Source organism: Paenibacillus alba (genome assembly GCF_013204855.1).
In the GTDB taxonomy this organism is placed as follows: Bacteria; Bacillota; Bacilli; order Paenibacillales; family NBRC-103111; genus Paenibacillus_E; species Paenibacillus_E alba.
The window spans coordinates 15230-27802 of the sequence record NZ_JABMKZ010000017.1; the positions used below are offsets into that span (position 1 = coordinate 15230).

Annotated in this window: 12 protein-coding genes and 2 pseudogenes; 9 read left to right on the forward strand and 5 right to left on the reverse strand. The window is 49.1% G+C overall.

The genetic code is table 11. The annotated features are described in order from the left end of the window. The first annotated feature begins 9 nt into the window (after positions 1-9). The 8 genes from HQN90_RS20565 to HQN90_RS20600 all read left to right on the forward strand — a co-directional run bounded on the left by HQN90_RS20565 (position 10) and on the right by HQN90_RS20600 (position 8418). Positions 10-1371 (forward strand): LLM class flavin-dependent oxidoreductase, encoded by a 1362-nt coding sequence (locus HQN90_RS20565; protein WP_216855395.1) that lies wholly within the window; start codon positions 10-12, stop codon positions 1369-1371. A gap of 24 nt (positions 1372-1395) precedes the next feature. After that, positions 1396-2217, forward strand: a complete 822-nt coding sequence (locus tag HQN90_RS20570; RefSeq protein WP_173222131.1) for a CoA transferase subunit A — start codon at positions 1396-1398, stop codon at positions 2215-2217. Then, a complete protein-coding gene (locus HQN90_RS20575; protein ID WP_173222133.1) occupies positions 2214-2972 on the forward strand; it encodes a CoA-transferase in 759 nt (252 codons plus the stop codon). Before HQN90_RS20570 ends, HQN90_RS20575 begins: the two co-directional genes overlap by 4 nt. Before the next feature lie 15 nt (positions 2973-2987). Then, positions 2988-3575 carry a cysteine dioxygenase family protein gene (locus tag HQN90_RS20580; RefSeq protein WP_173222135.1) on the forward strand — a complete coding sequence of 196 codons (588 nt, stop codon included), beginning with the start codon at positions 2988-2990 and terminating at the stop codon, positions 3573-3575. A 43-nt stretch (positions 3576-3618) separates the two neighbouring features. Further along, positions 3619-4788, forward strand: a complete 1170-nt coding sequence (locus tag HQN90_RS20585; protein ID WP_173222137.1) for a CaiB/BaiF CoA transferase family protein — start codon at positions 3619-3621, stop codon at positions 4786-4788. Between the two features lie 3 nt (positions 4789-4791). Further along, the gene (locus HQN90_RS20590; RefSeq protein ID WP_173222138.1) at positions 4792-5271 is read left to right on the forward strand and encodes a DinB family protein; all 480 of its coding nucleotides are present in this window, start codon (positions 4792-4794) and stop codon (positions 5269-5271) included. A 935-nt stretch (positions 5272-6206) separates the two neighbouring features. Beyond that, positions 6207-6719, forward strand: a complete 513-nt coding sequence (locus HQN90_RS20595) for an SRPBCC family protein (protein ID WP_173222140.1) — start codon at positions 6207-6209, stop codon at positions 6717-6719. 142 nt (positions 6720-6861) lie between these two features. Further along, entirely contained in the window at positions 6862-8418 is a 1557-nt protein-coding gene (locus HQN90_RS20600; RefSeq protein ID WP_079414755.1) for an ABC-F family ATP-binding cassette domain-containing protein, read from the forward strand. A 158-nt stretch (positions 8419-8576) separates the two neighbouring features. On the opposite strand, the gene HQN90_RS20605 is transcribed toward HQN90_RS20600, so the two are convergent. The 5 genes and pseudogenes from HQN90_RS20605 to HQN90_RS39380 all read right to left on the reverse strand — a co-directional run. Then, on the reverse strand, positions 8577-10163 hold the full coding sequence (locus HQN90_RS20605) for a DUF5050 domain-containing protein (protein WP_338042358.1): 1587 nt from the start codon (positions 10161-10163) through the stop codon (positions 8577-8579). 158 nt (positions 10164-10321) lie between these two features. Then, complete coding sequence (locus HQN90_RS20610) at positions 10322-10756, reverse strand: hypothetical protein (RefSeq protein ID WP_173222144.1); 435 nt, start codon at positions 10754-10756, stop codon at positions 10322-10324. Positions 10757-10768: 12 nt separating this feature from the next. Continuing rightward, a complete protein-coding gene (locus tag HQN90_RS20615) occupies positions 10769-10915 on the reverse strand; it encodes a hypothetical protein (protein WP_173222146.1) in 147 nt (48 codons plus the stop codon). Between the two features lie 100 nt (positions 10916-11015). Further along, positions 11016-11552, reverse strand: a complete 537-nt coding sequence (locus HQN90_RS20620; protein ID WP_338042359.1) for a Rossmann-fold NAD(P)-binding domain-containing protein — start codon at positions 11550-11552, stop codon at positions 11016-11018. After that, positions 11538-11603 (reverse strand): annotated as a pseudogene (locus HQN90_RS39380) (hypothetical protein); the annotation flags it as partial. The pseudogene HQN90_RS39380 and the gene HQN90_RS20620, both read right to left, overlap by 15 nt. 176 nt (positions 11604-11779) lie before the next feature. Between HQN90_RS39380 and HQN90_RS20625 the strand changes: the two are divergent. Continuing rightward, positions 11780-12505 (forward strand): annotated as a pseudogene (locus HQN90_RS20625) (DeoR/GlpR family DNA-binding transcription regulator); the annotation flags it as partial. Between the last annotated feature and the right edge of the window lie 68 nt (positions 12506-12573).

A 12573-nucleotide genomic window follows, 5' to 3' on the forward strand; every position in this document is an offset into this window, starting at 1 on the left:
AGATGAAACATGAGCAAATCCATGCATTTGGGACTCTTCCTTGCAGCGAATGGACATCACGCAGGCGGTTGGCGCCATCCTGACGCTGCCCAGGGGAACCCGCTTGACTTCGACTATTACCGGGAGATCGCTCAGAAAGCCGAAGCGGCTAAGCTGGATATGATTTTCATCGCGGATAAATTGGCGATTGATGATAACTACGGCGGCAACTTCGATTCCTCGGTCACGTACAGACCTGCTTTGTCGGCAGAGCCGCTAACCTTAATTTCCGCCCTCAGCGCTGCTACACAGAAGATCGGTTTAGCCGCAACGGCTTCAACGACCTACCACGAGCCCTATCACATTGCCCGCATGTTCGCGACCCTCGATCATTTGAGCAAAGGGCGTGTGGCCTGGAATGTCGTCACTTCCACCAGTGATGCGGAAGCCCGTAATTTTAGCAAAAAGGAGCATCTGGATCACGCAACCCGCTATGAGAGAGCGCAGGAATTCGTTGAGGTCGTCCAAAAATTATGGGACAGCTGGGAAGCGGATGCGCTTCTCATTGATAAACCTCGCGGCGTTTTCGCGGATAAAAATAAAGTGCATTACGCCAATCATCAAGGCAAATGGTTCGATGTGAAAGGCCCTTTGAACATACCGCGCTCCCCGCAAGGTCATCCGGTTCTTATTCAGGCGGGCTCATCCGACACTTTCCGGGCCTTAGCCGCTCAGTATGCGGAGCTGATTTTCACCGCACAACCGAATATCGAGTCCGCCAAGACCTTCTATCAGGACTTAAAGTCACGCGTAGAGCGCTATGGACGGTCCCGCGATGCGGTGAAAATCTTGCCCGGCACGATGCTGATCGTCGGCGATACGGAGCAGGAAGCGAAGGACAAAGAACAATATCTGCATTCGCTCATTCATACCCAAACAGGGCTCGCGTTCATGTCAGGCAGCATGAATTACGATCTTTCGAAGCACGCGCTGGATGAGCCCTTTCCCGATATTGAGCAGGAGATTAGAGGCAGCCGCGGGCGGTTCCAATTCGTTTTCCGCAAAGCCAAGGAAGAGGGACTGACACTAGCCCAAGTGGCTAGATGGTACATTCAGAGCCGCTCTCATAACGTCGTTGTGGGGACGCCCTCCTCCATTGCAGATCGTTTGGAAACCTGGTTCAAAGAGGATGCTTGCGACGGTTTCAACCTCATGGCCCCTTATATGTCGGGCGGTTTGGACGATATCTTCGAACGTGTCATTCCTGAGCTGCAAAATCGCGGCGTCTTCCGCGAGGCTTACACCTCCGATACTTTGCGTGGACACTTTGGGCTTCCAAGTCCGAACAATCGGTATTCGCAAGCGGCTAAGCCTTCTACGATTCTGATTTAACTAACAGCTAAGGGAGTGTCAGCATTGTCATCCAAACTAGTGACCCTGCGTGAGGCGATCTCTCTCATACCGGACGGCGCTAAGCTGGCGATCAGCGGGAACATGGATATGTCGCCCATGGCGTTGATCCGCGAGATTGTCCGCGCCCAGAAGCGGCAGCTTTATCTCGTCTGTGTGGGTGCGGCAGCCGTGAACGCTGATCTTTTGATTGGAGCAGGCGCGGTGTCCACCGTGGAATTTTCGCAGATCTCGATGGGCGAATATGGCTTCGCGCTTAACTTTCGCCGACATTGCGAGATCGGCTCTCTCTCGAGCCTGGAGCATGCTTGCCCGACGCTCACAGCTGCCATTCAAGCTGGCGCTATGGGTATTCCTTTTATCCCTGTGCGCGGGCTGCTCGGTACCGATTATATGAAAATCAGACCCGATTTTCAGGCGATTACCAATCCTTATGAAGATGATGAGCAGATTGCCATCGTTCCGGCGATCCAGCCTGATGTTGCCATCTTTCATGGCTATAAAGCGGATACGCTCGGCAATGTAGTGGCCCATCCTCTGCAAAACAACCGCCTGCTCGCGCAAGCCTCTCAGCTTGCCATTGCCTCCGTTGAGGAAATCGTCACGCCTGAGGAACTGCGCAAGGAGTCCGGAACTTGGATTCCGGCGATGTATCTCAGCGCCATCGTTCATGCGCCGCGCGGGGCAGCTCCCACCTCCTGCCCAGGCCGCTACGGAATCGATGGCGAGCAGATTTCCATTTATATGGAAGCTGCTTCATCGCAAGCTGGCTTTCAAGCCTACTTGCAGCAGCATATTTATGAAGCGCAAGAGGAGGCGATTCGATGAGTCACGCATCTGCTTCTGCTTCTGCGCCATCAGTCGAGGAGACGCTGATCTGCCATTTAGCAAGAGAGCTGCGGGATCATGAAGTCATCGGTGTGGGAAACAACTCCCCGATTCCGGCCGCCGCGGCTTTGCTTGCCAAAGCGCTGCACGCCAAACAGGCATCGGTCTATATCTTGGGCCAACCGGACTGGCCGTTCGAAGGGACCAAAGAGTTTTTCGATTTGATGCAGCGAGGCGGCATCGATGTGTTTTTCCTGAGCGGCGCTCAAATTGACCCCTACGGGAACATCAATTTGCACGTCATCGGGGACTATGCCGCTCCCAAGGTGCGCCTCCCTGGCGGCGCGGGGTCCGGCGTCGTTTATTTCATGTGCAAGCGGATTCTGCTGTTCAAAACGGATCATGGCGTCAAAGGGTTCCCGGAGAAGCTAGACTTCGTTACGTCCGTTGCCCGCTCTGAGCCCCATGTTCATCGTAACAGTGAGCTTGTTGGTGTATTTACCCCTCTTGGCCTTCTTAAACCGACAGGTTTGGGCGGTCGATTGCAGTTGGCTGCTACTGTACCTGGTGTTCTGCCGAGTGACGTGCAGGCCCGAACAGGCTTTGATTTAGGCATAGAGAAGGCAGGAGATCGCCCCCTGCCCCTTCTACAACCTCCCTCCCCCGTGGAGTTGGAGACGCTTCGTCATACCATTCCGGCTGCTCTTCGGCCGATTTATCCCGTTTTTGCGAAACAATTACAAGGCTATGCCTAGAAAGAGGGAGCAAACGTGAGCGAAACCTATGAACTGAAACAGTTGGAAACCGATGTTCTATCTATCTTGGCGCAGCATTCCGACTACAGAACGATCATTGATCATGTGAAACCGTATCTTCAAAAGCTTCTCTTGAACGATCACTTGATTCCCGGTGAATATCAAGCACCGCTGCCTACTAAATACGCGCAGTATCTGCTATACAAGCCCGCGAATGAAGCCTTCTCCGTCATTGCTTTCATCTGGGGAGCCGGTCAGGTTGCTCCAGTGCACGATCATCTCGTCTGGGGCCTCGTTGGTCTCTACCGTGGTGCCGTTGTCGAAAAGAGGTACCGCCGCGAGGATCATGGCGAAGCAGCCGAACCCCGCTACACCATCCGCGAGGTTTCGGAAGTTACAGCCAAGCAAGGCGATATTTCCTTCGTCTATCCGCCTGATTATGACATCCACGGTGTCGCGAATCCGTTCAATGAAGTTGCTATAACCGTGCATATCTACGGCACCGATATTGGCAAGCAGCCCCGCCATATCCATGATGTGGCGACTGGCGATTCGCGCGATGTCGTGACGAAACACGATAATGCTTCACCGATTTACAGCTAACCACCTACCCAAACACCTTCTAACTAAGAGGAGCTAACCGAACATGTCACAAATGAAGCAAGGACCTCTTGCCGGCATCAAAGTATTGGAATTTGGCCAGATTGCAGCTGGGCCTTTCGCTGGGTTGTTGTTCGCCGACTTAGGCGCGGATGTCGTGAAAGTGGAGCGGCCCGATGTGGGGGACAGCATGCGGGAATGGCCGCCTTTTTTCAGCAACGAGGATGGAGAAGCCTACAGTTCCAACTTCAGTTCGCTGAACCGCAATAAGCGCAGCATTGCTGTGGATTTCAAATCGGCGGACCAGCTTGCCCGGCTACAGGCGTTATGCGCCAAAGCCGACGTCATCGTGGAAAATTACCGCCCCGGCGTATTGAAGAAATTCGGTCTCGGCTATGACGCGTTAGTGAAGTCGAACCCCAAGCTTGTCTACTGCTCGATTTCCGGCTACGGGCAAGAAGGCATTTATTCGCAGAAGGGCGCTTTCGACGTCACCATTCAAGCTATCAGCGGCCTGATGAGCGTAACAGGTGAAGAACAAGGCGAGCCTGTGAAATGCGGCGTACCTGTCGCCGATTTCGTCGCTGGCCTGTACGGCGCCTACTCGGTCGTCGCGGCTATTCATCAAGCCTCGCAAACCGGCGTTGGGAGCTATATCGATTGCTCCATGCTTGGCAGCGTGCTGGGCATTTCCGCCCTTCAAACCAGCGAGTACTATGGCAATGGTATCGCCCCCAAAAGACTGGGCAGCGCTCATCCGCGCAATGCCCCGTATCAGGGCTATCACGGCAGCGATAAGCCGTTCGTCATTGCCGCCGGCAACGATAAGCTGTGGCGCGAAGTTTGCGCCGTCGCCGAGCTGCCGGCGCTGGCCGATGATCCGCGCTTCGTGAATCAAACGCTGCGCGCCCGTCACCAGAAGGAGCTGGCCGCCCTTCTGCAGGAGGTCTTCCGCTCGAAAACAGCTGGCGAATGGCTGGAGCTCTTCGACGCCAGAGGCGTGCCTTGCGCGCCGATTAATACGTTCGAGGACATCCTTAGCGACAAGGCTGTCGCCGAAAGCGGGCTTCTTCATGAGCTTCAGCTGCCGAACCAGACACGGACAACGACCGTTGGCTATCCGGTGAAGCTGTCAGGTTATGATTTTCAAATTTATCGCCAGCCCCCTCTAAAAGGGGAACATACCGCTGAGCTTTTTGATGAATGGGGAGTATAGAACATGAGTGAGACGACTTTGCAGCAGGTAGACAATTACCGGGAGACATCCCAATTAATTCGTGAAATCTCGACTAGCTTAACGGAGGACCAGTTGACCTGGAAGCCAGCTCCAGAGAAATGGAGCGTGAAGGAGGTCGTCGCTCATCTCGTGGACTCCAGCTTCGTCCACTCCGTGCGCATCCGCAAAATAGTCGCGGAGCAGGCACAAGATTTCATCCTGTATGATCAGGATGCTTGGGTAGCCAGCTCGCGAGCCAACGAATCCTCGTTCGAGGAAATTCTGTTGGCTTTTGACGCAATCCTTGCGTACAATGCGCGGTACTACGAACGTTTGAAGCCGGAGCAGTGGGAGCACAAAGGGCTGAATAACGGCAAGGAAGTCTCCGCTGCCGACTTGTTCCAAGGCTTCATCCGACATGTCAATATCCACTTGGCGCAGATTCAAAGAAATTTGAACGCTCTGCCCGCTGCGCTTCGTTAATACAAAGCCGCCTCTCTGGCGGCTTTTGTGCTTCCAGCTTACCGACTCAGCGACTTACCCAGATCTCCTCCACCTCTGCCACTCCACACACCAACAACTAGCTAACCCTTCTGCCACACACATTGGCAGTCACTTGGGCACACAAATGTAATTCATTCGAGAAGTAGCAGGTTCATTGGATTTACTCCAATGAACCTTGCGTATAAGCCGTTTAATCCACCTTCCACTGGATTTACTCCAATCATTTGGTTTAGAATGGCTCTCCATGGGCCAACTTCGGGACTTTCCATTGGAAAAAATCCAATCAAACCGAGTTTTCGCTCAAGAAAAAGCGAAGTCATTGGATTAAATCCAATGAAATCTTCACTTTGTCCCACTACCGAATCGTCGTTCCGTCTGGATACTCCTCCGTTCCTATTCTCTCTCAACGCACATTTCATCCGCCGTCCACCACCTCTCCCACTCCATGTACCAACAACTAGCTAGCGTTTAGCCCATAACACGTAGAATGAGAGTGTAATTCATTCTACTTCCACTCTTGCTGCACCAAATAAATCCCCCATATTCGGTAATACTGATAACGATGCAAATTGTAGGTGGGTGAGTGGGTGGGTGGGTGGGTTGCTTACCTGTTTACTTGTTTACCTGTTTACCTACTTCTCTGCTCCATTCCATTCGACACTTAAATATTCCTTTACAGGAATATTCCCGTGAAGGTATATTATAAACATGAATTCGACGATAAGCGCTCTGCCGAGCCTAACCGATTGCATATTGTCGAATTTTTGCGAAATGGCCCCTGACGGTTGGGGAAAATCTGCTGATTGACTTGAGCTCCGTCAGCCACATGTTTCAAAGCATCTGAACACCTTTCGCCGTATGCGAGAGACAGCAATCCATCTTTATAACCATTATCTTAATTGGAGGAATCGATCATGTCCGAGAACACCAACCCAGCTAACCAAGAATTAGAAATTACACGCATCTTCAATGCTCCCCGTGAGCTTGTATTTAAAGTTTGGACCGAGGCGGAACACCTGGAGAAATGGTGGGGGCCCAAGGGACTAACATTAAAAGTAGCCAGTCTAGACCTGCGTCCTGGCGGCTCCTTTCATTACAGCATGACAACACCGGATGGTCAGATCATGTGGGGTCTGTTTAACTATCGTGAAATTTCACCCTCTGACAAGCTTGTTTTCACGAATTCTTTTTCCGATGAGGAAGGCAATGTTACCCGCGCAGCATTTAGCGCTGCTTTTCCGCTGGAGATTCTTAATGTATTAACGTTTGAAGAACTGGATGGCAAAACAAAGGTTACGCTTCGCGGCGGCCCCCTCGATGCTTCAGACGAAGAAAAACAATTCTTCGCCGGCATGTTCGACAGCATGCGCCAAGGCTTCGGCGGAACCTTCGATCAACTGGACGATTACTTGGCAGCGATTGCCTAAACAAATACCTAAATCAATGGCTAAATATACGCCGACTCTGCGGAGTCGGTTTTTTCTTTCATCTGGGAGTTGTTAGCGCCATATCGTTTATACTAAAATAAAGCTAAGGATTGAAAAAAGTTCACAAGAAAAGGTGTCATTCATGAGCATATTAAACGTAGAGAAATTAAGTCACGGCTTCGGAGACCGCGCCATCTTCAACGATGTCTCCTTCCGTCTGCTCAAAGGCGAGCATATCGGACTCATCGGCGCAAACGGTGAAGGGAAATCTACCTTCATGAACATCATCACAGGCAAGCTTCAGCCGGATGACGGGAAGGTCGAATGGTCCAAGCGCATGCGCGTTGGCTATCTGGATCAGCATGCCGTGCTGAACAAAGGCATGACTATCCGCGACGTCCTGAAGGGCGCCTTCCAATACCTGTTCGATATGGAGCAGGAAATGAACGATATGTACGGCCGAATGGGCGATGTGTCGCCCGAAGAGCTCGAGCGGATGCTTGAAGATGTAGGAACGATTCAAGATACGCTAACGAATCAAGATTTCTACATGATTGATGCCAAAATCGAAGAAACAGCCCGCGGGTTGGGGCTTACAGATATTGGACTCGAGAAAGATGTCCATGATTTAAGCGGCGGACAACGGACCAAAGTATTGCTGTCCAAGCTCCTGCTTGAGAAGCCGGACATTCTGCTCCTCGATGAGCCTACCAACTATCTCGACGAGCAGCATATCGAATGGTTAAGACGCTACCTGCAAGAGTATGAGAATGCCTTCATCCTCATCTCCCATGACATTCCGTTCCTGAATAGCGTAATCAACTTGATTTATCACATGGAGAATCAGGAATTAAACCGTTATGTTGGTGACTACGAGCATTTCCAACAGGTTCATGAAATGAGAAAGCAGCAGCATGAATCGGCCTACAAACGTCAGCAGCAAGAAATTTCCGAGCTGAAAGATTTCGTAGCCCGCAACAAAGCGAGTGTTGCCACACGGAATATGGCCATGTCCCGGCAAAAGAAGCTCGATAAGATGGAAGTCCTCGAGCTGGCTAAGGAGAAACCGAAGCCTCAGTTCAGCTTCAAAGATGCGCGAACGTCCAGCAAACTGATTTTCGAAGCTAAGGAGCTTGTTATCGGTTATGGCGATCCTCTTTCCAGAGCACTTGATCTCCGCATGGAACGCGGTCAGAAGATTGCCCTTGTTGGTGCCAACGGGATCGGGAAAACGACGCTGCTGCGCAGCATTCTAGGCGAAATCCCAGCACTGTCCGGCACCGTTCAAAAGGGTGAGAATCTCTTCATCGGTTATTTCCAACAGGAAATGAAAGATACGAACTACAACACCTGTATCGAAGAAGTCTGGAACGAGTTCCCTTCGTTCACCCAGTTCGAAGTACGCGCGGCGCTCGCAAAATGCGGGCTTACCACCAAGCATATCGAGAGCAAAATTGCCGTGCTCAGCGGCGGCGAGAAAGCCAAGGTCCGTCTATGCAAGCTGATCAACCGCGAAACCAACCTGCTCGTGCTCGATGAGCCTACCAACCATTTGGACGTAGATGCCAAAGAAGAGCTGAAACGTGCGCTGCAAGCGTATAAGGGAAGCATTCTGCTTATTTCCCACGAACCGGAATTTTATCGTGACGTTGTGACAGAGACCTGGAACTGTGAATCCTGGACGACCAAGGTATTCTAGTCCTGAACCAAAGAACCTTACTCCTGTGAGAACAGTGTGTAAGGTTCTTTATCATTTCGCAAGAGCTGCCGTATGGGCTAGTTTCTCCCTGATCACCCATGTTTCTATCCACGCGTATCAAAGATTTCCACCCTGCGGTCATCTCCTCCTCTGTGTCACTATTCAGCAATCCTTCTGATTACGTTGTCCTTCGTAGATCTAATCAAAATCGCATCGTTGTAGACATTTACGTCCGAAACCTGATCAGCTACAGCCAAATCAAGCTTGCCCTCACTGTCTATAATCTTAAGCCCATACGCTTCCCCGGCTGCAAGTTTGGCCACAATTTTACCATTAACGACTTGTACGCTTTCCACCGGTTCATTCAAAATCAGCTTATCTTCGCCATTGGGGATGGCCTTGTAAAGATTGGATTGTCCCTTGGCGTCCAAAGAAATATAGAAAATATGACCATCCACTTCATCAAACCATCCAGCCACTTTATTGTCCGATTCCTTCTGTTCAAGGGTCCCGTCCATGTTGGATACGTATAGGTTATGATCGGCATCTTTCACATAATAGAGCTTGTTATGGATGATTTTAAAATAACGGACTCCGGCATTCATCAATTTGGTAGTTTCATTGGTTATAAGATTAATCTTGTGTATCTGATTTAACTCACTCGTGGTAACCGGATATGAAGAGGCCAGTACATAAATATCGTCTCCGATGACTGTCGTGGACTGGTCCTTGCTGAACCCTGTGCCTTCACCCGCGGTGACATACCATCCATAGATATGCTTAGAGTCCCCTGCCTGAATCCCATCCTTGTACTCTTTCCCCAATGGGACAACCCGCAAATTATCTCCACCGGGAGGGACCCACTGCTGGATAAGCAGGGTGCCTTTCGACGTCTTTTTAAAATCCAGATAACCCCGCTGCTCTAAGCTCCCTTTGCCAGCATCGTTTACTTTGACATAGTTATCTGATCCCATGATCGCTCCACCCGTATGATAAGAAAACCAAAGCTCTCCATCTCTGATCTCAAATTTAACGTCTTTATTAATGCCATACTTGGAATCTGGCTCGTAGGAATAGACTTCCTCTTTCTTCGTGGTGTTTTGTACGGGTACTCGAATCACTTGGTTCGTGCTCCCCGTCGTTTCCACATAATAATAGTGATCTTGGAAAATCGCCACGCTGCTCTCACCTGAAGATACCGGAAGATTCACAGCTTCCATGTGCGGATTGCCAGAAGTGATGGAAAGTCCCTCCGCATCATCCCACGCATAGTCCCAACCAAATTCATCATGAGCATAATGCCAAGTAAGAGGAAAATACACAACATCGTTAAAGCTCAGCAAAGGGTAATCTTCTTTGGAGTTATCCACAGCCAACCCATTTATCGTCATGGCGTACTCAGGAATACTGGCCTTGCTGCTTTTGGCATTTGGATGACCGGACAGGTATGGCACATAGGAGGATGTCACTTTTCCTTTGGTTACGCTAAGACCATCTTGCACTGTCCAAGTCGTCTCCAATCCCAGAAGCCTGGCATCGTACCACGTCATCGGAAAATAAGTGATGTCCTTATACACCAGAAGCGGATATTCCCGTGTTTGATTATCGACATTGTTGCCATTTAACTTGACCGCGAATGTTGGCAGCGTTACTTTCACCGTTTGCTCGGATGCGAAACTTTGGCCAGCTGGCCATATCAAGCTCATACACCCCGTAAGCAGTACACTCCATACCACATTTTTCACCAGAATAACCCTCCCTTCCCATATTTGTACATACATTAGACGAGAGAGAGATTTCTTTTGTTTCGTTCCAGACTTTGTAAAATTTCCGACAATTTTCTCCCAAAAAAAGCCGCCAAGGACTTCACTCGAAGTCAGCGACCGCTTTGGGGAGCTATTTCCTATCGGAGGAGTATTTTTTTGAGAAGAAGACCTATGCCTACACCTACGAAACAGAACAACAAGGACAACCAAACAGGGCCCAAGAAGTAGGGCGAGTAAATCATACCAACCGTTGCAAAAAAAGCCGCACTCACATAAGGCAGGAAAGACAGAGGCTGCTCCTTTTCATCCGCATCGCGATACGCATCCCAAATCCCAAACATATACACGCAAGGGTAGAACATCAGCCATTCATAATCCGTCGTCTCAATAGCTCCAGCAATATTCCCTTGGAAGCTCATTTGGATCGAGACATTTAAATCGGACTGCACATTAATCAAAACTTCCAGTGCAATTAATACGACACCCTTCAAGTATTTCTTATTCAAAAATTGCCCGAAACCAGGAAGCGCTATGCTCCATAGGAGCCGTTCTATTTTATGTCCCTTGACCACAAATACCCCCGCTTACACAGAGAGAAGTGCATGACACGCAATTGCACCTTGTCTTTTTCTTAAATAACATATATTTGTAAAGGTCAGGGGCGTGAATTCACCAGAAGGTAATCTACTGTGTTCTATTTTCTTAGCCATGATCATTTCTTCTTGCTTCATTGATGAAGCCTCCCCATTCTAGGTTGTCAGCATTGTTTAGTTTTTCCTTAAATGTAAGGTTCTTATGTATTTAAAATTTTCTTGATTGTCCGCCGCGAGCTCAATCATGGGAAATGGGCGGATAATAATGAAGCAATAAACTCTTTTGAACATGCAGCCTATTCTCCGCTTGCTGATAGATAATCGACTTTTCTGATTCAATTAGCTCCTCTTCGATCTCAAAGCCCGGATTCACAGGCATATCATGCATGATGTAAGGAGAGCAGCCGGCTAGATTTTTCCTATTGATCTGAAAAGGCATCATCGTTTGAATTCTTCTATTTTTCTCTTCTTGATAATGGCTATTCTGATAATTCTCCATGTCCACCCAGGTGTCCGTATAAATAAAATCAGTCCTTGGTATAGCCTCGGATATATAATTCATGTTCTCCACATATCCACTCTGATAAGCATTCTCCATCAGCGCTTCATCCCATGATGCTTCGTTCACGATTGGCGTTACCAATAAAAGGCGAATACCCAAAGTAACACAACCTGCTATCAGCGAATTAACGACATTATTATGAATCCCCACATAGGTCAGCGTAATACCTTCAAACGTACCTTTTACCTCATAAATGGTCATTAAATCAGCCATTGCCTGACAAGGGTGGTACTTCTCACAACATCCATTAATGACCGGGACTTGGGAATAGGCAGCATGTCCTTAACCACTTTCGTATATTTATACATTAAAATGAATATAAATACATATTGGGTTTAGGATAATGTTATGTCAATAGCTTTGGTGGGAGCTCTTTCGCATCAGGACAACAAAAGCAGCCAGACAAGGCTGCTTCTTAACTCCTAGTATGGGAACAATTTCAAGTTGTTCAATGGCAGTTAGCTGATGTTTTTGAAATGTCCATTGACTCGATTCGAAGAGATCTCTCCCTGATGGAAGAAAAGGGATTGTTAAAAAGGACACATGGCGGCGCAGTACCCGCTGCAAAAGTGCGGAACACACCAACGGCCGAAACACTTATAACGCGCACAGGAGATGGTACACCTCTTCAAAATGCGATTGCTAGGAAAGGTGCTTCCTTCATTCAAGCGAAAGATACCGTCTTTATTTCTGGCGCTGGCATTCACTTTGGCATGCTGAAATACTTGCCCGAATTCCCCTTCACCGTCGTTACCAACTCGATAAATGTGGCAGCTCATTTAAAGGAACGGCCGCACATAGACACCTATCTGGTCGGCGGCAAGGTGAAAGCTTCTGGTAACATTACAGATGCTCTGGCTTATGATTTTATCCGGCAATTCTCGTTGGACCTCTGTTTTATTACGGGCGGAGCAATATCCAAAAACGGGATCAGTACCGCCACTCCAGAAGTAGCAAGCCTCGGTAGAAGTGCTATTGAAATTTCGAGAAAAACAATCTGCCTAGCTCCGCATGAGAAATTAGGAATCGACGCCTTCGCCAAGTTATCTCCTATTACACCTATTGATCTATTAATTACAGATGAAGAAGCGACCATCGAAGCGATAGAAGAAATCGAAAGCCGAGGCGTTAAAGTCATCATTGCCAAAGTAGGTGAGACTGACTAATGTGCCGATGCCGCAAAACAAAAAAGAAATAGACGTTTCCCTTTGCACAGGACGTCTATTCCTAGGAC

Bases quoted from the DNA above. Each gene is read 5' to 3' on its own strand.
- HQN90_RS20565 (WP_216855395.1), top strand. From the start codon at position 10: ATGAGCAAATCCATGCATTTGGGACTCTTCCTTGCAGCGAATGGACAT.
- HQN90_RS20575 (WP_173222133.1), top strand. From the start codon at position 2,214: ATGAGTCACGCATCTGCTTCTGCTTCTGCGCCATCAGTCGAGGAGACG.
- HQN90_RS20585 (WP_173222137.1), top strand. From the start codon at position 3,619: ATGTCACAAATGAAGCAAGGACCTCTTGCCGGCATCAAAGTATTGGAA.
- HQN90_RS20590 (WP_173222138.1), top strand. From the start codon at position 4,792: ATGAGTGAGACGACTTTGCAGCAGGTAGACAATTACCGGGAGACATCC.
- HQN90_RS20595 (WP_173222140.1), top strand. From the start codon at position 6,207: ATGTCCGAGAACACCAACCCAGCTAACCAAGAATTAGAAATTACACGC.
- HQN90_RS20600 (WP_079414755.1), top strand. From the start codon at position 6,862: ATGAGCATATTAAACGTAGAGAAATTAAGTCACGGCTTCGGAGACCGC.
- HQN90_RS20615 (WP_173222146.1), bottom strand. From the start codon at position 10,915: ATGAAGCAAGAAGAAATGATCATGGCTAAGAAAATAGAACACAGTAGA.
- HQN90_RS20620 (WP_338042359.1), bottom strand. From the start codon at position 11,552: ATGGCTGATTTAATGACCATTTATGAGGTAAAAGGTACGTTTGAAGGT.